This is a genomic window from Brevundimonas sp. UBA2503 (assembly GCF_002341485.1).
Taxonomy (GTDB): domain Bacteria; phylum Pseudomonadota; class Alphaproteobacteria; order Caulobacterales; family Caulobacteraceae; genus Brevundimonas; species Brevundimonas halotolerans.
In genome coordinates this window covers 79,620-100,107 of the sequence record NZ_DDOD01000002.1, presented here as the reverse complement: position 1 = coordinate 100,107, position 20,488 = coordinate 79,620, and the positions used below count along the sequence as shown (strand labels likewise).

At 67.6% G+C, this 20,488-nt stretch carries 16 protein-coding genes, 1 tRNA gene and 1 pseudogene; 14 read left to right on the top strand and 4 right to left on the bottom strand.

Annotated features, from left to right (window positions below):
* Positions 1-16: 16 nt before the first annotated feature.
* Positions 17-1,366 (bottom strand): phosphoglucosamine mutase, encoded by a 1,350-nt coding sequence (gene glmM / locus B4K74_RS00680; RefSeq protein WP_286691317.1) that lies wholly within the window; start codon positions 1,364-1,366, stop codon positions 17-19.
* Positions 1,367-1,562: 196 nt separating this feature from the next.
* Between glmM and glmS the strand changes: the two genes are divergently transcribed.
* From glmS to B4K74_RS00655, 5 genes are all read left to right on the top strand, one after another.
* Positions 1,563-3,377 (top strand): glutamine--fructose-6-phosphate transaminase (isomerizing), encoded by a 1,815-nt coding sequence (gene glmS, locus B4K74_RS00675; RefSeq protein ID WP_286691316.1) that lies wholly within the window; start codon positions 1,563-1,565, stop codon positions 3,375-3,377.
* A gap of 19 nt (positions 3,378-3,396) precedes the next feature.
* Entirely contained in the window at positions 3,397-4,275 is an 879-nt protein-coding gene (gene galU, locus B4K74_RS00670) for a UTP--glucose-1-phosphate uridylyltransferase GalU (protein ID WP_286691315.1), read from the top strand.
* A 101-nt stretch (positions 4,276-4,376) separates the two neighbouring features.
* Entirely contained in the window at positions 4,377-5,531 is a 1,155-nt protein-coding gene (gene rlmN, locus B4K74_RS00665) for a 23S rRNA (adenine(2503)-C(2))-methyltransferase RlmN (protein ID WP_286691314.1), read from the top strand.
* 749 nt (positions 5,532-6,280) lie between these two features.
* Positions 6,281-6,724 (top strand): DUF350 domain-containing protein, encoded by a 444-nt coding sequence (locus tag B4K74_RS00660; RefSeq protein WP_123286181.1) that lies wholly within the window; start codon positions 6,281-6,283, stop codon positions 6,722-6,724.
* Between the two features lie 8 nt (positions 6,725-6,732).
* Entirely contained in the window at positions 6,733-7,557 is an 825-nt protein-coding gene (locus B4K74_RS00655; protein WP_286691313.1) for a S1 family peptidase, read from the top strand.
* Positions 7,558-7,563: 6 nt separating this feature from the next.
* Here the strand turns inward: B4K74_RS00655 and B4K74_RS00650 are convergent, their stop codons facing one another.
* Complete coding sequence (locus B4K74_RS00650; protein WP_286691312.1) at positions 7,564-8,439, bottom strand: isoaspartyl peptidase/L-asparaginase family protein; 876 nt, start codon at positions 8,437-8,439, stop codon at positions 7,564-7,566.
* Positions 8,440-8,570: 131 nt separating this feature from the next.
* Between B4K74_RS00650 and B4K74_RS00645 the strand changes: the two genes are divergently transcribed.
* Positions 8,571-9,572, top strand: a complete 1,002-nt coding sequence (locus B4K74_RS00645; RefSeq protein ID WP_286691311.1) for an NADPH:quinone oxidoreductase family protein — start codon at positions 8,571-8,573, stop codon at positions 9,570-9,572.
* On the top strand, positions 9,569-10,291 hold the full coding sequence (locus B4K74_RS00640) for a 2OG-Fe(II) oxygenase (RefSeq protein WP_286691310.1): 723 nt from the start codon (positions 9,569-9,571) through the stop codon (positions 10,289-10,291). Before B4K74_RS00645 ends, B4K74_RS00640 begins: the two co-directional genes overlap by 4 nt.
* Here B4K74_RS00640 and B4K74_RS00635 read toward each other — a convergent pair.
* A complete protein-coding gene (locus tag B4K74_RS00635; protein ID WP_286691309.1) occupies positions 10,288-10,686 on the bottom strand; it encodes a YkvA family protein in 399 nt (132 codons plus the stop codon). The two genes, B4K74_RS00640 and B4K74_RS00635, sit on opposite strands and share 4 nt — an antisense overlap.
* 59 nt (positions 10,687-10,745) lie before the next feature.
* On the opposite strand from B4K74_RS00635, the gene B4K74_RS00630 reads away from it, so the two are divergent.
* Together B4K74_RS00630 and B4K74_RS00625 are read left to right on the top strand one after the other, a co-directional pair.
* Entirely contained in the window at positions 10,746-11,528 is a 783-nt protein-coding gene (locus B4K74_RS00630; protein ID WP_123286187.1) for an SDR family oxidoreductase, read from the top strand.
* A gap of 64 nt (positions 11,529-11,592) precedes the next feature.
* A tRNA-Gly gene (locus B4K74_RS00625) sits at positions 11,593-11,667 on the top strand.
* A 70-nt stretch (positions 11,668-11,737) separates the two neighbouring features.
* On the opposite strand, the gene B4K74_RS00620 is transcribed toward B4K74_RS00625, so the two are convergent.
* Complete coding sequence (locus B4K74_RS00620) at positions 11,738-12,805, bottom strand: phytase (RefSeq protein WP_286691308.1); 1,068 nt, start codon at positions 12,803-12,805, stop codon at positions 11,738-11,740.
* Positions 12,806-13,043: 238 nt separating this feature from the next.
* On the opposite strand from B4K74_RS00620, the gene B4K74_RS00615 reads away from it, so the two are divergent.
* The 5 genes and pseudogenes from B4K74_RS00615 to phnD all read left to right on the top strand — a co-directional run.
* Positions 13,044-15,317: a TonB-dependent receptor plug domain-containing protein gene (locus B4K74_RS00615; protein ID WP_286691307.1), complete on the top strand. Its 2,274-nt coding sequence runs from the start codon at positions 13,044-13,046 to the stop codon at positions 15,315-15,317.
* A 221-nt stretch (positions 15,318-15,538) separates the two neighbouring features.
* Positions 15,539-17,317 (top strand): PAS domain-containing sensor histidine kinase, encoded by a 1,779-nt coding sequence (locus B4K74_RS00610; RefSeq protein WP_286691306.1) that lies wholly within the window; start codon positions 15,539-15,541, stop codon positions 17,315-17,317.
* A gap of 24 nt (positions 17,318-17,341) precedes the next feature.
* Positions 17,342-18,565: a DUF2254 domain-containing protein gene (locus B4K74_RS00605; RefSeq protein WP_286691305.1), complete on the top strand. Its 1,224-nt coding sequence runs from the start codon at positions 17,342-17,344 to the stop codon at positions 18,563-18,565.
* 108 nt (positions 18,566-18,673) lie between these two features.
* Positions 18,674-19,483, top strand: a complete 810-nt coding sequence (gene phnC, locus B4K74_RS00600) for a phosphonate ABC transporter ATP-binding protein (RefSeq protein ID WP_286691304.1) — start codon at positions 18,674-18,676, stop codon at positions 19,481-19,483.
* Positions 19,480-20,340: pseudogene (gene phnD / locus B4K74_RS00595) on the top strand (phosphate/phosphite/phosphonate ABC transporter substrate-binding protein); the annotation flags it as partial. The gene phnC and the pseudogene phnD, both read left to right, overlap by 4 nt.
* Positions 20,341-20,488 lie beyond the last annotated feature (148 nt).

Genomic DNA, 20,488 nt, shown 5'->3' with positions numbered 1-20,488 from the left:
TTCATAGCTTCGACACCTAGCCGGCTGCTTTCACGGCCGCACAGATGTCGTCCACGACCGACCGGACCAGCGCCTCGTCGTCGCCCTCGGCCATGACGCGGATCAGCTTTTCTGTGCCCGATTTGCGGACCAGAACCCGGCCCTGCCCCTTCAATCGCGCCTCGCCCTCGGCGATGGTGGCCTTGACGGTCGCCGACTCCATCGGCTTGCCCGCCGCATAGCGGACGTTCTCGAGGATCTGCGGCACCGGGTCGAACTGGCGGGCCAGATCGCTCATCTTGCGCCCGCTCTTGACCAGGACGGCCAGCACCTGCAGCGCCGAAATCAGGCCGTCGCCGGTGGTCGCGTGGTCGCGCAGGATGATATGGCCCGACTGTTCGCCGCCCAGATTGAAGCCGCCCTTGCGCATCCGCTCCATGACATAGCGGTCGCCGACCCTGGTCCGCTCCAGCGTCAGACCGTCAGCCAGCAGGGCCCGCTCCAGTCCCAGATTGGACATGACGGTGGCGACCACCCCGCCGCCCATCAGCAGCCCTTGCGCGGCCCAGTCCCTTGCCACCAGCGCCATGATCTGGTCGCCGTCGACGACCTGGCCCTTCTCGTCGCAGATGATGACCCGGTCGGCGTCACCGTCCAGCGCAATGCCGATATCGGCCCGGTGCAGATTGACCGCCGCGCTCAGCGCCTGCGGATAGGTCGAGCCGCAATCGGCATTGATGTTCAGGCCGTTGGGCTCGACGCCCAGCGGGAAAACCTCGGCGCCCAGCTCATAAAGCGTGGTCGGCGCGACGCGGTACCCGGCCCCGTTGGCGCAGTCGATCACGACTCTTAGGCCCTTCAGGCTGAGCGCCTTGGGAAAGGTCGCCTTGGCCACCTCGATATAGCGCGCCTGGCTGTCGTCGATGCGCCGGACCCGGCCCAACTGGTCGGCGGGGGCCAGATCGGCATCCAGATCGGCGTCCATCATCGCCTCGATCTTCAGCTCGACCGAGTCCGACAGCTTGTAGCCGTCCGGCCCGAACAGCTTGATGCCATTGTCCATGAAGCCATTGTGCGAGGCCGAGATCATCACGCCCAGATCGGCGCGCATCGACCGGGTCATCATGGCCACGCCCGGCGTGGGCAGGGGGCCAAAGGTGATCACATCCATGCCGGCGCTGGCAAAACCGGCCACCAGGGCCGGCTCGATCATATAGCCGGACAGGCGGGTATCCTTGCCGATCACCACGGTGTGGCGCCGGTCATCCTCGGACATGAACATCCGCCCGGCCGCGAGGCCCACCCGCAGCGCCACCTCGGGCGTCATGGGGTGGGTGTTGGCCCGGCCCCGGATTCCGTCGGTCCCGAAATAGCGTCTCTCAGCCATGAATATCCCTCACTCCTGGCCCCCCGGCATGCCCGACATCAGAGACAGAAACCTTGCGAAACCGCAATTTAGGTGTCAGGCCCCGTCGTCTTGGCCTAGGGGGGAGCCGCCCCCCGAGGGCGGAGTGGGCTTAGACCGTCACGGGCCTGTGCGTAAAGCCATGGTTTTCTGACGATCTTTGATAAGGGACGAACCTATGTGCGGCATCATTGGCGTCACCGGCACCGGCCCGGCGATCCCCCGGCTGATCGAGAGCCTGAAGCGGCTCGAATATCGCGGCTATGACTCGGCGGGCGTCGCCGCCCTGGTCGAGGGTCGCATCGAGCGTCGCCGGGCCAAGGGCAAGATCGCCGCGCTGGAGGCGGTTTTGCAGGCCGAACCCCTGTCCTCGACGGTCGGCATCGGCCACACGCGCTGGGCCACTCACGGCGCGCCCACGACCCAGAACGCCCACCCGCACAAGGCGGGCCGCGTGACCCTGGTTCACAACGGCATCATCGAGAATTTTGCCGACCTCAAGGCCGAGCTCGAGGCGTTCGGCAATACTTTCGAGAGCCAGACCGACACCGAGGTCGTGGCCCACCTGCTGGATCGCGCCCTCGGCGGCGGCAACGATCCGGTCGTCGCCTTCAAGTCCGTGCTCGACCGGCTGACGGGTGCCTATGCGCTGGCCGTGCTGATCGAGGGCGAGGACGGCATGATCCTCGGCGCCCGGCGTGGCAGCCCGCTGGTCGTCGGCTGGGGCGAGGGCGAAATGTATCTGGGCTCTGACGCGCTGGCCGTCGGCCCCTTCACCCAGACCATCAGCTATCTGGAAGAGGGGGACTATGTCGCCCTCGACCGCACCGGCGCCCGCATGTTCGACGTCGATGGAGAACCGGTCGAACGTCAGAAGGTGATTGTCTCCGCCTCGGCCGCCCAGGTCGAGAAGGGTGAGTACCGCCACTTCATGGAAAAGGAGATCCACGAACAGCCCGACAGCGTCCAGCGCACGCTCTCGGCCTATCTGGATTTCGTCAACGGCCGGGCCTTCAAACAGGACGTCGACTTCAAATCGATCGCCCGCATCCAGATCGTGGCCTGCGGCACGGCCTTCTACGCCGCCCAGATCGGCCGCTACGCCTTTGAAAAACTGGCCGGCCTGCCCTGCGATGTCGAGATCGCGTCCGAGTTTCGCTATCGCTCCCCGGCCCTGATGCCCGACACCCTGGCCGTGGCCGTCAGCCAGTCGGGCGAGACTGCCGACACCCTTGCCTGCCTGACCTGGTGCAAGGGTCTGGGCCTGCCCACGGCGGCCCTCGTCAATGTGCACACCTCGTCGATGGCGCGCGAGGCGCAATATCTGTGGCCCACCCATGCCGGCCCCGAGATCGGCGTCGCCTCGACCAAGGCCCTCACCGCCCAGGTCGCCGCCCTGCTGGCGCTGGCCGTCACCGCCGGTGTCGCGCGCGGCCGGATCAGCGCGGACGAAGAAGCCAGACTGGTTCAGGCCCTGTTCGAGTCTCCGCGCCTGATCGCCGAGGCCCTGCAGATGGAAGACCGGATGCGCGATGTGGCCCACGAGCTGTCGCGCGCCACCGACGTCCTGTTCCTCGGCCGGGGTGCCATGTTCCCTCTGGCCATGGAAGGCGCGCTGAAGCTCAAGGAGATCAGCTATATCCACGCCGAGGGCTATGCCGCCGGCGAGCTCAAGCATGGCCCGATCGCCCTGATCGACGAGGACACGCCGACCGTCGCCCTCGCCCCGCTGGACGATCTGTTCGAAAAGACCGCCTCCAACCTTCAGGAGATCGCCGCGCGCGGCGGCCCGGTGGTGATGATCGCGCCCCTGTCGGCGCCCACGCCCCACGGCACCGGCATCACCCGGATCGAGGCGCCGGACTGCCACCCCCTGATCGCGCCGCTGGTCTATGCCATTCCCGTCCAGATGCTGGCCTATTTCACCGCCGTCCATAAGGGCACCGACGTCGACCAGCCCCGGAACCTTGCCAAGTCCGTCACGGTTGAGTGATCCCGTCCAGGAGTCGTCCATGCCCGCCACCCCCGCCCGCCTGCGCAAGGCCGTCTTTCCCGTCGCCGGTCTCGGCACCCGGGTCCTGCCCGGCACCAAGACCACGCCCAAGGAACTGCTGAACGTCGTCGATCGCCCCATCCTCAGCTATATCGTCGAGGAAGCGCGCGAGGCGGGGATCGAGCATATCGTCTTCGTCACAGGCCGCGCCAAACAGGCGATCGAGGACTATTTCGACCACCAGATCGAGCTGGAGGCCCAGCTGGAGGCCAAGGGCAAGACCGACATCCTCGAGATGATGAACGGCGAACTGGCCATGGCCGGCGAGATGAGCTTCACCCGCCAGATGCAGCCCAAGGGCCTCGGCCACGCCGTCTGGTGCGCCCGCGACATCATCGGCGACGAACCCTTTGCCGTGATCCTGCCCGACGTCATCGTCGACGGTCAGCCCGGCGCCCTGAAACAGCTGGCCGACGTCTATGCCGAGGTCGGCGGCAATGTCATCGGCGTCGAACAGGTGCCCGAGGCCGACACCCACAAATACGGCATCGTCGACCCGGCCGAGCGCAATGGCCGCCGCATCTCGATGAAGGGCATGGTCGAAAAGCCCCCGCGCGGCGAGGCCCCCTCCAACCTGTCGATCTCGGGCCGCTACATCCTCCAGCCGCAGATCTTCGACCTGCTGGCGACGCAAGGCCGGGGTGCGGGCGGCGAGATCCAGCTGACCGACGCCATGGCCCGCCTGATGCAGGATCAGGCCTTCACCGCCTATGAGTATGAGGGCGTCACCCACGACTGCGGCGACAAGATCGGTCTCTTACGCGCCAATGTCGCCCTAGCCCTGAAACGCCCCGACTTGGGCGAAGCGGCCCGGCAAGCGATCTCGGCCCTGCTGTAGGGCCTCGGCCCGGGGGGACCCCGGGGCCTTAATCGTGACGGGTTCTGTGGTATAAGCCCCGCCTTTCCGCCCGTCCCGCCCCCTTCGACAGGATTGCTCCCGTGAGCATCACGCTCGATCTTTCCCGCGCCCAACCGGCCACGGCTGCGCCGGTCAACCTCTCGGGGCTGACGCGCGAGGGCCTGCGCCAGGCGTTGATCGACGCCGACATCTGCCCGCCGGAGAAGGCGAAGATGCGCGCCTCCCAGGTCTGGGGCTGGATCCATCATTTCGGCGTCACCGACTTCGCCGCCATGAGCAATGTCGCCAAGGACACGCGCGAAAGGCTGGCCGCCGCCTTCACCCTCGCCCGGCCCGAGATCGTCGAGCGTCAGGTCTCGAACGACGGCACCCGCAAATGGCTGATCCGCACAGCCCCGGGCATCGAGGTCGAGGCCGTCTACATCCCTGACGTCGGCCGCGCCGGCGCGCTGTGCGTCTCCTCACAGGTCGGCTGCACGCTCAACTGCACCTTCTGCCACACGGGCACGCAAAAGCTGGTCCGCAACCTGACCGCCGCCGAAATCGTCGCCCAGGTCCAGGTCGCCCGCGACGACCTCGGCGAATGGCCGTCGCCCAAGGAAGACCGCCGCCTGTCGAACATCGTCTTCATGGGCATGGGCGAGCCGCTCTACAATCTCGACCACGTCGCCGACGCCATCGACATCATCTCGGACAATGAGGGCATCGCCCTGTCGCGCCGCCGGATTACCGTCTCGACCTCGGGTGTGGTGCCCCAGCTCGAGGCGCTCGGCACCCGCACCCAGGCCATGCTGGCGATCAGCCTGCACGCCACCAATGATCCCCTGCGCGACGTGCTGGTGCCGCTTAACAAGAAGTACGATCTGGCCCAGCTGATGGCCGGCATCCGCGCCTATCCGGGCCTCTCCAACGCCCGCCGCGTGACCTTCGAATATGTGATGCTGAAAGGCGTCAACGACAGCCCCGACGAAGCCCACGCCCTGCTCAACCTGATCAAGGGCATCCCGGCAAAGGTGAACCTCATTCCGTTCAACCCCTGGCCCGGCACCGACTATGAATGCTCGGACTGGAAGACCATCGAACGCTTCGCCGCCATCCTCAACAAGGCCGGCTATGCCTCGCCCATCCGCACCCCCCGCGGCCGCGACATCCTCGCCGCCTGCGGCCAGCTGAAGTCCGAAAGCGAAAAGGTCCGGGCGTCTACGCTTCGGAAGGCCGAGCAGGACGCGGCTTAGGTCGCGCCCTCGCAGACGTCGCCATCCTCGGGCTTGAACCGAGGATCGGTCCGGGCAGTCCGTCTCTCCTTGCGACCCGAAGGGCGGCGCGTAGCAGCCAAGCGGGTTCATCACAGCGACCACGGCGTATTCACAGAGGCCACAGCAGGGTCGTGCCCGCGGCCCCCCGCTGCGCCATGGGCCCGCAGAAATTCCTCGCGGGATCAACGCCCTGCCCGCATCCCGCCCCGACTTCCCCGCCCTGCTCCGGAATGCCTTTACACTGTCGGCCCGCCCGGTCGCGCAGGAGGACATTCAGACGGTTCAGACGGTTCAGACGGTTCTTATTGTCCCCTCTCCCGATGGGACCCGAAGGGCAGCGCGTAGCCTGAGAGGGGGTAGGGGTGAGGGTCGCCCCCCGCCTTCGGCGTGAGCCGTCGCACTGCCCCAGCTACGGCTTGCGCCGACCAACACCGCCGCCCCTCATCCGGCGCTCGCGCGCCACCTTCTCCCATCGGGAGAAGGGAACACACCAACGGACGGAGAAGCTCAATCCAGACGGTTCAGACCATTCAGACGGTTCAGACGGTAATTCTGAACTCAGACCATCCAGACCATTGAGACCCTTCAGACGGTATTCCCCACCCGAACCGCCGTAACCTTTCGTCACAGACTGTGGCTCCGCCGCGCTTGCGGATTGGGGCTGGATTGAGGCAAGGACGGGGGGCGGTTTTTTCTTCCGTGATCCTCAGGCCCCGCATACCCGTTCCATGGACTCCTCGTCCCTCTCCAGCGTCCTGACCAGCCCCGAAGTCCAGGCCTTTGCCCGGGGCTTTCCGGTTCTGATGACCCATCTGGCGGTGACCATCGCCCTGCTGGTGCTGGGCGCGACCCTGTACGCCCTGCTGACCCCCTGGAAAGAGGTCGCCCTGATCCGTGAGGGCAACTCCGCCGCCGCCGTGGCCTTTGCCGGCGTCCTGATCGGTCTCGCCATTCCGCTGGCCATCAGCCTGTCGGTCTCGACCTCGATCCGCGACATCGTCATCTGGGGCGTGGCGACCGTGGTGCTGCAGCTGTTCGTCTTCCGGCTGGTCGACATGCTGCTGACCGGCCTGCCGCAGCGCATCCGCGAGGGCGAGGTCTCGGCCGCCGTGCTGCTGGTCGGGGCCAAGCTGGCGACCGCCCTGATCCTCGGCGCCGCCCTGGCGGGCTAGGGGGGCAAATGTCGCGACTGACCGACTGGGCCTTCTACGGTCTCCTGTCGCTGGCGATCCTGATCTGGGCGCTGGACCGGCGCGAGGAGGTCTTCACCCCGCCCCCGCCGCCCGAACCGGATGAGGTCGAGGGCGCGCTTCTGGGGCCCATCACCCCCTTCGACCCGGCCATCACCCTGAATGCGCCGGACATTCCCTTCCAGCCCGCCTCGGGCACCGCCTTCTCGGTCGCGGGCGAGGGGCGCTGGGTCACCGCCCGCCATGTGGTCGAGGGCTGCCCAAGGCCCGCCCTGATGGTCGGCGGGGGGCGTGCCGTCGCCGCCAGCATCCGTCTGGCTCCGCGCGCCGACGTCGCCGTCCTGATCACCGAAGGGGGCCCGGAGCCGCTGGCGGTGGTCGCGGCCCCCGAACTGCGCAAGGGCCAGCGGGGCTTCCACCCCGGCTATCCGCAGGGCCGGGCGGGCGAGGTCACCTCGCGCCTGCTTGGCCGTGAGACTTTCCGGGTGCGCGGCCGGGGCCAGCGCGATGAGCCGGTCCTCGCCTGGGCCGAGGTCGGCCGTACGTCGGGGCTGAAGGGCACCCTCTCGGGCCTGTCCGGCGCCCCGGTGCTGGATCGTCAGGGCCGGGTGCTGGGCGTGACCATCGCCGAGGCCCCGCGCCGGGGCCGGATCTATACCACGGCCCCCGACACCTTCGGCCCGGCCATCCGCGGCATGCCGGACCGCGACGCCCGGCCGCTGGAGGAGCCTGTCACCCTCGCCAACTATGGCCGGGTCGCCGATGCCCTGCGTCGCGACCTGCGCGTCGCCCAGGTCATCTGCCTATCGGCCTGAACGGGCTCAGTCGTCGAAGACCGCGACGCCGATCTTGCCCTCGGGGGTCAGCCAGGCGCGCTTCATGCCCTGGCTGTTGTAGGGGTCGGCGTGGCGCCCTTCGCGGTCCAGGGCGATCAGGCCGCCGTCGCCGCCCATGGCGCCGATGGCGTCGATGACGGCCTGTCCCGCCTCGGTCACCGTCTGGCCCGAGGCGACCCGCCAGGCGACCTGGGCTGCCGCCGCCGTGCGGATGAAGTATTCGCCCTGGCCGGTGGACGAGACCGCCGCATGGCCGTCCGCCCAGGTGCCGCTGGCGGGCAGGGGGGTGTCGCCCACCCGGCCCGGCAGCTTGCCGAATACTCCGGCGGTCGAGGTCGCGGCCGCCAACCGTCCCTGCGTGTCCAGCACACAGCAGCCGACCGTGCCGTGCGCCAACGTCCCGGGCGGATGGTTGTCCTCGCCCTGTCCGGCCCGGGTGAACCAGTCGTCGCCGCCGGGCACGGTCTCCAGCCCCTGTTCCTCGCAGAACCGCCGCGCTCCCTCGCCGACCAGCAGGACGTGCGGCGTGTGGTCCATGACCGCCCGGGCGGCCCGCACCGGATTGCGGAACCCCTGCAGGGCGGCAATGCCCCCGGCCCGACCCGTGGCCCCGTCCATCAGGCTGGCGTCCAGCTCATAGTCCCCGTCCAGATTGGGCGACGCCCCGCGCCCGGCGACATAGAGGCCCGAGTCTTCCAGCCGGCAGACGGCCTCGACCGCGACGTCCAGCGCGGCCTCGCCCGCCTCCAGCCGGGCCTGCATGACGCGCACGACCTCGACCATGTCGGCCCGCTCGGCGGCATAGTCGCGGCTACGCCGGGCACCGGCGCCTCCGTGCAGGATCAGGGCGGGTCGGGTCATCTATACGCCTCCGGGCGCCGGACAGGCCGGTTCGTGTCTTGTGGAGTGTGGGGCCGGAGCGTTACCGTCTGACGGGCCGGGGTGGCAAGTCGCCCCGGTCGTCCGGCATCCGTCTCCCCGAAAGGTTCTCCATGCGCGCAGTCCTGTCCAAGGCCCCCGGTGGCCCGGAAACCCTGGTGGTCGAGGAGGTGTCGGACCCGACCCCCAAGGCCGGCGAGGTGGTCATCGAGGTCCGGGCCGTGGGCATCAACTTCCCTGACACCCTGATCATCGAGGACAAATACCAGTTCCGGCCCCAGCGACCCTTCGCGCCGGGTGCCGAGGTGGCGGGCGTGGTCGAGGCGATCGGCGAGGGGGTCAAGGGCATCCACAAGGGCGACCGGGTCATTGCCGTGCCCGGGTGGGGCGGACTGGTCGAGCGCATCGCCGTCCCCGCCGCCAGCGTCATCCCCATTCCCAAGGCGATGGACTTCGAGACCGCCGCCGCCCTGATCATGACCTATGGCACCAGCTACTATGCCCTGAAGGACCGGGCGAAGCTGCAGGCGGGCGAAACCCTGCTGGTGCTGGGCGCCGCCGGTGGCGTGGGCGCTGCCGCGGTCGAACTGGGCAAGGCCATGGGCGCGCGCGTCGTCGCCGCCGCCTCGACCAACGACAAGGTCGAGTTCGCGCTGGAGCTGGGTGCCGACAACGGCCTGATCTACCCCTCGGGCCCCATGGACAAGGCGGCCCAGAAGGAGCTGTCCGGCGAGCTGAAACTGGCTACCGGGCGCGATGGGGCCGATGTCGTCTATGACGCGGTCGGCGGCGACTATGCCGAGCCGGCGCTCCGGGCCATGGACTGGTGCGGTCGCTATCTGGTGGTGGGCTTCCCGGCCGGGATCCCGTCCCTGCCCCTCAACCTGACCCTGCTCAAGTCAGTGGCGGTAATCGGCGTCTTCTGGGGCGCCGCCGTCATGCGCGATCCCAAGGGCCACGCCGCCAATATGGCCGACCTGATGACGCTGTGGAGCGAGGGCAAGATCCGCCCGCGCGTCAGCCGCACCTTCCCCCTGCACAAGGCGCATGAGGCCATCCAGGCCCTGGGTGATCGCTCGGCCATGGGCAAGATCGTGGTGACGGTCGGGCCGTGACCCTCGCCCTTGCCCCGGACCTTGATCTGACGGGCGCGGCGGATCGGCTGGCCGCCACCGGCCGCGCGCGCGTGGCCGGTCTGCTGGGTGAGGGGGCCGGGGTCCTGCACGACGCCCTGACCGGGCCCGACATGGTCTGGAACCGCGCCATCCAGAACCCCTACAACGCCGACGTCCCGGTCGCCGTGTTCGAGGCCGAGCCGCTGACCGAACAGGCCCGCCTCTACGCCATGGCCCATGAGGAGGCGACCGAGGGCTTCCAGTTCATCTTCGACCGGATCAAGCTGGGACAGGCGCGCGCCATGGGCCTGCCCCTGCCGCCAGTCCTGTTCGAGCTGCACGCCCTGTTCAACGCGGACCCGTTTCTGGACTTCGCGCGCGGCCTGACCGGCGATGACCGGATCGCCTATGTCGATGCCCAGTCGACGCGCTATCTGCCCGGCCATTTCCTCAATGGCCATACGGACGCACATGAGGATGCCGGGCGGCTCTATGCCTATGTGCTGAACCTGTCGCCGCGCTGGCGGGCGGAATGGGGCGGGCTGCTGATGTTCCTCGACGGCGACGGGGCGGTGACCGAGACCTTCACGCCTTCGTTCGGCACGCTGAACCTGTTCAAGGTGCCCCAGGACCACGCCGTATCCATGGTGGCGCCGTTCGCAGGCGCCCCGCGCTATTCCATCACCGGCTGGTGGCGGACGCGCCCGCCGGGCGGTTAATCCTCGCTCCGGGCCATCTGCGCCAGCGCCTGACGGGCGGCCTCGCGATGGCTCGAGCGGATATGGGCCGACAGGATGGCGATCACCGCCGCGATCACGGCCGCATCGTCGGTGAAGCCGATGCCCACCAGAACATCGGGAATGGCATCCACCGGCAGCACGAAATAGGCCAGCGCCGCCAGCATCATCCCCTTGGCCCGGGTCGGTGTCTGGGGATCGCGCGCGGCGAAATACAGGCTCAGGAGCTGGTCGGCGAACGGGATACGCGCCACGCTGCGCCGCAGCTTGGGCCAGAAGCGGCGCTCGACCCTGACCTCATCGACCTTGTCGATGCGGGCAATCAGGGCCTTGCCCCGGGCGATTTCGGCGGATGAGGGTTTGGCAGGACGGACCATGACCTCTAAATCGTCACAGACCCCTTCCGGTTCAATCCCGATCTGACAAAGGACTTCCCATGAAACTCGACGCCTCCATTTCCGCAGTCGTCACCGGCGGCGCCTCGGGCCTCGGTGAGGGCACGGCCCGGGCTCTGGCGGCCAAAGGGGTCAAGGTCGCCCTGTTCGACCTGAACGAGGAGGCGGGAGAAAAGATTGCGGCCGAAATCGGCGGCGTTTTCTGCAAGGTCGATGTGACCTCGGATGAGGATGTCGCCGCCGGTTTCGAAAAGGCCCGCGCGGCACACGGACAGGAGCGCCTGACCGTCAACTGCGCCGGCATCGCCACCGGCCAGAAGACCGTCAGCCGCAAGCGCGACACCGGCGAGCTGCGCGCCCATGACATGGCCGCCTTCGAGCGCACCGTCCGCATCAATCTGTTCGGCACCTTCCGGGTGCTCAGCCAGTCGGCGCTGGGCATGGTGGCGACCGAGCCCATGGCCGACGGCGAGCGCGGCCTGATCGTCAATACGGCCTCGGTGGCGGCCCAGGACGGCCAGATCGGCCAGGCGGCCTATTCGGCCTCCAAGGGCGGCGTCTATGCCATGACCCTGCCCGTGGCCCGCGATCTGGCCCAGGAAGGCGTGCGGGTGAACACCATCCTGCCCGGCATCATGTGGACGCCGATGATGGCCGGGATGGACCAGAAGATCCAGGACGCCCTGGCCGCCGCCATCCCCTTCCCCAGCCGCCTCGGCACCCCGGCCGACTATGCCGCGCTGGCCCTGCATCTGGCCGAGAACGTCTACATCAACGGCGAGTGCATCCGCCTGGATGGCGCCATCCGCCTCGCGCCGCGGTAATTCTGAAAAGGGTCTTGCAGGCCCTGCCCTGCCTCGGCTATACGCCCCGCTCTCGACTGAGAGTGCGGGCGTAGCTCAGGGGTAGAGCATCACCTTGCCAAGGTGAGGGTCGGGCGTTCGAATCGCCTCGCCCGCTCCAGTCGAACCGACCAGAAGGCCCTGCTCCGGTGGGGCCTTTTCGTTTCTGTCCGGCCTTGCGAGACCGGGTCCTAAAGTCCCAGGGCCTCGCGGATCACACGCCAGTCGACGATCTTGTAGTTCTGCTGCCCGGGGCTCGGGGAGTCGATGTCGTCGTGGAAGGCCACCGCGCCTTCGGGGAAGGGACCGATCGGTCCCGAGAAAGCGTCAAGTCCATCGGTTGAGGTGACACCGTCGATCCCCGGCCCGTCGACGATGGCGAACCGCCCGACGTAGACGTGGGCGTCGCCTTCGATCCGATAGACCGGATAGGTGCTGTCGCCCTGGCTGGACACAATCAGATACTCCGCGCCGCGGTCCCGCATGATGGTCAGCCCCTCGACGTCGTCGCGAATGCGAATCCGGTCGACGCGGGCGATCTCCGTCGCGGTGGACGGTCCGGACGGGTCGAAGTCGAAACGCCAGACCCCGACGTCTTCCTCGCCGACATAAAGGGTGTCAGCGGCGTCATGGACGACGCAGCCTTCTAGCTGGCTGGCCAGGGTCAGGACCCGTTCTGGCCCGATAACCGGCCCGTTCGGGCCGTCGGCAACGGACATCTGGTGGACGGTGCCCGCCTTGGTGGTCACGATCAGGTAGAAGGCCTCGCCCCGCCGCCCCATGCAGAAGCCGTAGGGCTCATAGGCCGTGGGCAGGAAGCCATAGTCCGCCGTGGTCAGGGTGGCCGGATCGAACAGATACAGATTCACGCCATTGGCGCCCGGCGCATCATTGCTGGCCGCGACCAGCACCCGCTCACCGACCGAGGTCGGGAAGCCAACACGCAGGTCGACATTGTTGACCGGACCCGAGGGCAGGAACTGGCGGACCGAACCGTCCATGTTGTGGACGTACAGGCCGTCCGACTTGTCGGTGCCGAACATCACAGCCCGCGCCGGATCGCGCGGGTCGGCCCACAGGGCGGGGTCGTCGGCGTCCACTTCCGGATCGGTCGTCAAGACTGTTTCGACGGCAGCCATGACGGAGCGGGCCGGGTCTCCGGGCGCGAAAATGCCCTGCGGCCCGCGATCTTCGGTCATGGCGCAGGCCGAGAGGGCCAGGACGGAGGCGGCAATCAGAAGCGAGGGGGTCAGGCGCATGGCAAAGCTCCGCTGCAGATGCCCGCCCTCTAGCGCCTCCTGCGCGCACGGCAAGCTAAATGTATGTATTGGTTGCGAAACCGTGACATACCGTCGGTATACAGGCGAGCCGTCTTTGAAGTGTGACCCCGGCGTCAACCGAGCTTGCATAAAGCGTCACTGTAGCGTCTCCGCGAAGCGCTAACGGCGATCTCAGGGCAGGGACGAGACAACGTCCGCCCAAGGGGACGACATAGTCATGAAACTGAAGCTTCTCGTGGGCGCCGCACTGGCGCCCGTTCTGGCGGCCGGCGCCGCCTTCGCCCAGGACGCCGAGTACGAGGGTCCGGTTACGGCCGTCGAGGATGTGATCGTGACCGGTCAGCCGGCCATGCGGAACCGCACCGATGCCGTTGTGCCGACCCTGTCCTACGACCTCGACTATTTCCAGCGGTTCGAGCCGCTGACCGTGGGCGACGCCCTGCGCCGCGTGCCGTCGGTCACCTTCCTGTCCGACGTGCTCGAGTCCGATGGCGCGCGCCTGCGCGGCCTCAACCCCGGGTACACCAAGATCCTGATCGACGGGGAGGAAGTGCCCGGTTCGGGCGTCGACCGCTCCTTCTTCGTCGACCGCATCCCCGCTGAACTGATCGAGCGCGTCGAAGTGGTCCGCTCCTCCTCGGCCAACCGGTCGGGCGACGCCGTGGCCGGGACCATCAACATCGTCCTGCGCGATGCCCTGTCGCTGGACGGTGGCTATATCCGTCTGGGCGCCCTGATGTTCCCGGACAGCGACTATGGCGAGTTCGGCGGCACCTATGGGGCCGTCTGGGGTGGTCAGGTCGGCGAGGGCCGCCTGCTGGTCGGGGCCAATGTCCAGGACCGGCGCAACCCGAAGAACAAGTACAGCATCCGCTATGACGAGCCGGGTGGCACCATCGACAACACCGAGGTCCAGACCGACGTCCGCGACGGCACGGACTATGCCTTCAACGCCTCGTACGAAGTGCCGCTGGCCGGCGGCATGCTGGACCTTTCAGGCGTCTTCGTTCGCACCGACCGTTTCCAGGACGAGGATTCCCTCGAGTATGAGGGGGGCGTCGAAACCCGGGCCAATCTGGCCGTGGTCAACGACAACGACCTCGACATCCGCACCGACAACCTGTCGCTGCGTGGCCGCTATGAGCGCGAGATGTTCGGCGGCGAGACGACCTTCAAGCTGGGCTATGCGACCATCGACGACGAGCAGTACGAGTTCGAGGCCGAGTCCGAATATCTGCGCGACGGCACGCCCTTCCCTGACGAGGACCGCTTCACCCTCGATTCCGAGACCATCGACATCCAGGACGAGGAATGGAAGGCCGCGATCGAGCACAAGATCGAGCTGTCCGGCGACATGGAGCTGGAGTTCGGCGTCCAGGCCAATTGGAAGACACGCGACAGCCTGATCACCGAGACGCCGCGCATTCGCTTCAATGTGCCGAATGCGCCCGCGCCGCGCCCCGCCGTGCCGCCGTTCGGCGCGTCCAGCCCGGTTCTGGGCGGCGATGCGAGCATCGAGGAAAATCGTATCGACCCGTATGTCATGGTGTCGGGCAACTCCGGCGCCCTGCGCTGGGAAGCCGGTCTGCGCTATGAGGCGACCGACGTCACCATCACCGACCGGACGGTTCCGGCCGCCCAGCAGGTGACCGAGAATGACTATGGCGAGTTCCTGCCCTCGTTCAGCCTGCGCTGGCGACTGAATGACACGGACCGGGTGATCTTCTCGGCCGCGCGCACCGTGCGTCGTCCGAACTTTGATCGCCTGTCGCCCGCGCTGCTGGAAGAAGAGTTCGGCGACAGTGACTTCGTCGGCAATCCGGAGCTGCAGCCCGAAACTGCGGTCGGCTTCGACCTCGGCTTCGAGCGTCGTCTGGGTCGTCGTGGCGTCGTCGGCATCAACGCCTTCTATCGCGACATCACCGACCTGATCGAGGAGACCAACACGGGCGTTGAAGGCTCGGCGGGTCCCGGCACCTTCATCTACACCGTCGACAATGTCGGCGACGGCAAGGTCTATGGCCTGGAGTTCGACCTCTCGACCCCGCTGGACTTCATCGGGATGGAATCGACCGGAGTCTTCCTCAACTACTCGTGGCTGGACAGCGAGATCATGGACTTCGCCGGCGAGCGCCGCTTCAACGGCCAGTCGGACTTCGTCTTCTCGGCCGGCTTCACCCAGGATCTTCCGACCTGGGGCGCAGCCTTCGGCGCCAGCTACCGCAAGCAGGGCGACGCCGAGGATCGCGTCCTGACGGAAGAGGTCCTGACCTCGTATGGTGCGGACCTCGAAGTGTTCATCGAGAAGCAGATCGGCGAGAACATCGTCGTCCGTCTCACCGGCTCCAACCTGCTGGACTCGTCGAAAGACGAAGTGTTCGACAAGTTCGACAGCGTCGGCGATCAACTGGCCCGCGACTACGACGAGTACGAAATCGAGACCGAGGCCGCCGGCCCGGTTTATCAGCTGGTCATGCGCATCGCTTTCTAGGAATAGCGATCTGCAGGAATGACGGGGGCCGGGCGGAAACGTCCGGCCCCTTTTGTTGTGGATCATCAGTGATCTCTCCGGAACGTGACCGCGGGTCGCTGGACCCGGCTGCTGTGGCGGTCTAGTCGCCTTGCGGGGGAGCGGGTGCGGAACCGGTTCGCCTCTTGCACGGTGTCGTGCCTTAACCGCGCAACTGCTTCAAATCGGGATCAAGGCCGTCAATGTTTCTGGAAGGTGAGGTGAACTGGACCCTGGTGCTCTGGGCCGTGACGGCAGTCTCGGTCTGTGTCGCCCTGTTCAGCGCATGGTTTGCCGTGACCCACAGGGTCCGCCACGTTACGACCTCGTCCGAGCTGGATCTGGTTCAAAAGGCCGCCGAGAGCGCCGACAAGCGCCTGTTCGAGACCCTCAATGCCGTGCCCGTGGCCCTGGTCGAGACCGACAGCCAGGGCAAGTTCGTTTATGCCAACCGCGCCGCCCACCAGCTGCTGGGGCGCCGTGACGCCGAGCTACTGGGGCTGCGGTTCCATTCGGCGACCTGGGGCATAACCTTTCCTGACGGACGGCCCGTGCCGCCGGACCTTTTGCCCAGCGCCCGCGCGCTGAGGGGCCAGACGGTCAAGGGATTCCAGCATCTTCTGGCCAATCCGGCGACCCGCAGGACCATGCTGGTCTCGGTCACCGCCATGCCGATCGAGAATGAATACGGACAGGTGGTCGGCTCTATGGCCGCCATTGTCGAGACTGAGGGGCTGACGACGCCCCAGATCGAGACAGCCCCGGCTGTCACCCCCGATCCGGGCTATGTCCGGCGCGTGTTCGAGGCCGCCTCCAGCGCGCTGGTCGTCGTCGATGCAGAGGGACAGGTGCGGGAGGTCAATCCCGTCGCCGAGAGTCTGGCGCATGGAGCCGACGCCCCCGTGGGCCGGTCGTTCATGGATGTCTTCCTGGCCGAGGCGGACCGCGCGGCGGCGCATCAGGCGATCCGTGCCGGCCTTGTGGCGTCGCCCGAGGATACCCCTGTCATCGATGCGGGTGAGGTGCGCTGGCGGATGCTGCCCCTGACCGACGATGATGGACGCGTCGATGCCTTGCTGCTGGCGGGCGAGCGGCGCGAACCCGAAGCCGAAACGTCGGTCGAGCAGGTCCCACAGATCGACCCGGCCGAGCTGGATGCCGCGACCGCCCGCCAGGGCGAACTCGAGGCCGAACTGGCCGCCGCGCGGGCTGAACTGGACAGTGAACGCGACGCCCTGCGCCGGATCGAGGCCGAGGCTCGTTTTGAGCTCGAGGGCAGCCAGCGACTGGCCGACGTCGGCCGCCTGACCGGAGGTCTGGTCCATGACCTCAACGCCCTGATCGGGGTGATGACCAGCGCGCTCGATATGATGCTGAAGCAGGCCGACGACCCCAGCCGCATCCGTCGTCTCGGCGAAGCGGCGCTGGCGGCCGGTCAGCGCGGCGAACATCTGACCCGCCGTCTGGGTGCCTTCAGCGAGGGCGAGGACGAGTCTCCCGTTCAGGTGATGGACGTCGCCGTCCTGTTGAAAGGTCTGGAAACGAAACTACGGACCCAGGTCGGCCCCGGCGTCGATCTGATGGTCGAGGTTCCGTCCGAGCCCGCACCGGTGCGGCTGGATCCCGTGATCTTTGACGGGGCCGTCCGCGCGCTGGTCGCCAATGCGCTGGAGGCGGTCGCAGGGCAGGGTTCGGTCGCCGTGCGCCTGGAGCCCAAGATGGAGGGCGGCTGGCTGTTGTCGGTGCGCGACAGCGGGCCCGGCTTTTCTGACGAAGCCCGCACCCGGGCGGTCGAGCCGTTCTTTTCGACCAAGCCAGGCGCCCAGGGGCTGGGTCTGGCCCAGGCCCATGCCTTTGCCCGGCAGGTCCGGGGCCGGATGTCGATCGACCGCGCGCCGGGGGGCGGCGCCGAGGTCAGCCTGTCCCTGCCCGAAGCGCCCGCAGATCAGCTTGTGTCGCCGGATCAAAGTCAGGCAAGCTAGACAGATGCACGCGCGCTCCCCCTCATGAACCGCTGGCTGTTCTACTGGCGCAAGCTGACCCGTCAGCTGTGGGTGCGGGCGACCGCCTATGCCGGGTTCGGGGTCGGCGCGGCCCTGATCGCGGCCTGGGGCTCCCCGTTCGTGCCTTCAGAGATGGCCGAGCGCCTCGGCAATGAGTCGGTTGAGGAAATCCTGACCATTCTGGCCTCCAGCCTGCTGGCGGTGGCCACCTTCTCGGTTGGGGCCATGGTGACGGCCTATACGTCGGTCTCCAGTTCTGCCACGCCGCGTGTCGCCGCCCTCGTGACGGCCGATGACCGGACGCAAAAGGCCCTGTCGACCTTCGTGGGCGCCTTCCTCTATGCGATCGTCGCGGTCACGGCGATCAATGCGCAATATTACGGGGCCGGCGGCCGGGCCATCCTGTTTCTGACCAGCCTGGCCGTCGTGGGTCTCGTGGCATTCCGGCTGCTGGCGTGGATCAACACCCTGGCGCAGCTGGCCCGCGTCGGACATATGATCGAGCGGGTCGAGGCCGAGGCCCGACAGGCCCTTTGCCGCCGCGCGGCCCGTCCGTTTCTGGGTGGGGTGGAGGGCAGGATCGAGTCTGGCGCAACGATTGCGGCCTCGCGCACCGGCTATGTCCAGAATGTCGACCCTGAACGCCTTCAGGCGCTGGCCGCGGATGCGGACTGCCGCGTGGAAATCCTCGCCATGCCCGGCACGCTGGTGCGACGTGGTGAGCCCTTGGCCCGGGTCGGGGTGAAGGCCCTGACCGATGAAGCCCTCGAAGATTGGCAGGGGGCCTTTGCCGTGGGGCACAGTCGGTCGTTTGATCAGGACCCGCGTTATGGCCTGATCGTACTGGGTGAGATCGCGGCCCGCGCCCTGTCGCCCGGAATCAATGATCCCGGCACAGCCATTCAAGTGGTAGCCGCGGGCCTCAGGCTGCTGGACGAATGGGAGCAGGCCAGGACCGATCCGGATCCGGTCAGCTGTGACCGTATTCTGGCCCCGGCGCTTGATCCTGCGGATCTGCTCGAGGACGTGCTGGCGACCACGGCCCGCTACGGCGCAGGCGACGTCGGCGCGGCGGTGCGTCTGCGAAGGGTGCTGGCCAGTCTGGCGGCGAATCCGGGCCCGTTCCGCGAACCGGCGCGCCGCATGGCTCGTGATCAGCTGGAGCGGGTTCGCAGCGGGCCGTCGACCCGGGCCGACCGGTCGCAAATCGAGGCGGTAAAGGTCTGATCGGTCCTGTCCGGTCTGGACGGCATGGCCGCCGCCTGCCATTAAGACCTGCCCGTGCGCAGGCCGCGCCACGTCCCGGGCGTCCGTCTAACCACGAACAGCCCGCTCATGAATTCCTCCGCTGCTTCCGCCGAATCCACCGGCTTCGTCTCCGTGCAAGACGTGTCCAAGACGTTCGGCGTCTTCAAGGCGCTGGATGGCGTGTCCCTGTCGGTTCAGCCCGGCGAGATGGTGGCCCTGATCGGTCCCTCCGGCTCGGGCAAGTCGACGCTGCTGCGCTCCATCACCGGTCTGGTCGATATCGATCGCGGCGGCCGCATCGAGGTGTTCGGCGAGACGGTCCAGGTCAATGGCCGGACCACCGGGGCCGTGCGCCGCGCCCGTTCGCGATTGGGCATGATCTTTCAGCAGTTCAATCTGGTCGGCCGGCTGAGCCTGTTCAGCAACGTCATGCTGGGCGCGCTGGGTCGCATTCCCGCGTGGAAGGGCCTGCTGGGCCTGTGGCCGCAGGAAGACCGCACGCGCGCCATGGCGGCCCTGCACCGCGTCGGCGTCGCCGACTATGCCGCCCAGCGCGCCAACACCCTGTCGGGTGGCCAGCAGCAGCGCGGCGCCATCGCCCGCGCCATCGTCCAGGGTGCTCGCGCCATTCTGGCCGATGAGCCGGTCGCCTCGCTGGACCCCGTTTCGGCCCGCAAGGTCATGGAGATGCTCGTCGAGCTGAACACTCGCGACGGGATGGGTGTGCTGGTGACGCTGCACCAGGTCGACTACGCCATCCGTTACTGCAACCGCGTCGTGGCGCTGAAGGGCGGCAAGCTGGTCTATGACGGCCCCGCCACCGGGCTGGACCACGACCGGCTGGTCGACATCTACGGCCCCGAGTTCGAGGATGCGTTCTGGGAGGCCAAGGTATGATCCGCGCCTTCTTCACCCGTTTGGCTCCCGCCCTTGCTGCGGCTGTTGCCGTCGTCGTGCTCGGCCTGCCCGCGCAGGCCCAGACCGCGCCGACCCGGCCCGACGCCCCGGACAAGCTGGTCTTCTCGATCCTCTCGGCCGAGGGTCAGGCGTCGTCCGGCCCGCTGTGGACGCCGCTTCTGGACGACCTTGAGCGCGAGCTCGGCATTCCGGTCGAACCGATCTTTGGCTCCAACTATTCGGTGCTGGTCGAGGCGATGAGCGCCGACCAGACCCAGATCGGCTGGTTCTCGGCCCTGCCCGCCGTGCAGGCCATCGACCGGGCGGGGGCCGAGGTCATCGCCCGGACCGTCGACGTCGAGGGCAAGGATTCCTACACCTCGACCCTGATCGTGCGGCGGGGCTCCGGCATCACGATCGAGGACATCGTCGCCTGTGACCGGACGCTGGATTTCGGTCTCGGCGATGCCCAGTCGACCTCGGGCACGCTTGCGCCCATGACCTACTTCTTCAGCCCGCGAAACATCGATCCGCGCGCCTGTTTCGCCACGGTGCGCTCGGCGAACCACCAGGCCAATTCGTTTGCCACCGCCAATGGTCAGGTCGATGTCGCAACGTCGAACTCGGTCAATACGGTCTTCCTGACCCGCCAGAATCCCGAAATTGCCTCCCAGATCGAGGTCATCTGGGAATCGCCGCCGATCCCGGAATCGGGCATTCTGGTCAAGGGCGACCTGCCCCGCTGGCTCAAGGCCGAGATCGCTGAATTCTTCACCGGCTATGGCCAGGGCTTTGGTCCCGAGGCGGATCGCCAGCGCCGGATCATGCAGGGGCTGAACTATTCCCAGTTCCGCGCTGCCGATAACAGCTATCTGAACCCGATCCGTGAAATGAAGGCCGATCAGGCCCGCCGCGAGGGCACCCCCCCCGAGGTCGCTCCGCCCGAAGCCCTGAATCTGGTCCAGATGGCGCGCCAGTGGGGGCCGTTCGGTCTGGTCGGCCTGC

Bases quoted from the DNA above. Each gene is read 5' to 3' on its own strand.
- B4K74_RS00630 (WP_123286187.1), top strand. From the start codon at position 10,746: ATGAAACTCGACGCCTCCATTTCCGCAGTCGTCACCGGCGGCGCCTCG.
- B4K74_RS00615 (WP_286691307.1), top strand. From the start codon at position 13,044: ATGAAACTGAAGCTTCTCGTGGGCGCCGCACTGGCGCCCGTTCTGGCG.
- phnC (WP_286691304.1), top strand. From the start codon at position 18,674: ATGAATTCCTCCGCTGCTTCCGCCGAATCCACCGGCTTCGTCTCCGTG.
- galU (WP_286691315.1), top strand. From the start codon at position 3,397: ATGCCCGCCACCCCCGCCCGCCTGCGCAAGGCCGTCTTTCCCGTCGCC.
- B4K74_RS00605 (WP_286691305.1), top strand. From the start codon at position 17,342: ATGAACCGCTGGCTGTTCTACTGGCGCAAGCTGACCCGTCAGCTGTGG.
- B4K74_RS00620 (WP_286691308.1), bottom strand. From the start codon at position 12,805: ATGCGCCTGACCCCCTCGCTTCTGATTGCCGCCTCCGTCCTGGCCCTC.
- glmS (WP_286691316.1), top strand. From the start codon at position 1,563: ATGTGCGGCATCATTGGCGTCACCGGCACCGGCCCGGCGATCCCCCGG.
- B4K74_RS00650 (WP_286691312.1), bottom strand. From the start codon at position 8,439: ATGACCCGACCCGCCCTGATCCTGCACGGAGGCGCCGGTGCCCGGCGT.
- B4K74_RS00610 (WP_286691306.1), top strand. From the start codon at position 15,539: ATGTTTCTGGAAGGTGAGGTGAACTGGACCCTGGTGCTCTGGGCCGTG.
- B4K74_RS00645 (WP_286691311.1), top strand. From the start codon at position 8,571: ATGCGCGCAGTCCTGTCCAAGGCCCCCGGTGGCCCGGAAACCCTGGTG.
- glmM (WP_286691317.1), bottom strand. From the start codon at position 1,366: ATGGCTGAGAGACGCTATTTCGGGACCGACGGAATCCGGGGCCGGGCC.
- B4K74_RS00635 (WP_286691309.1), bottom strand. From the start codon at position 10,686: ATGGTCCGTCCTGCCAAACCCTCATCCGCCGAAATCGCCCGGGGCAAG.
- B4K74_RS00660 (WP_123286181.1), top strand. From the start codon at position 6,281: ATGGACTCCTCGTCCCTCTCCAGCGTCCTGACCAGCCCCGAAGTCCAG.
- B4K74_RS00655 (WP_286691313.1), top strand. From the start codon at position 6,733: ATGTCGCGACTGACCGACTGGGCCTTCTACGGTCTCCTGTCGCTGGCG.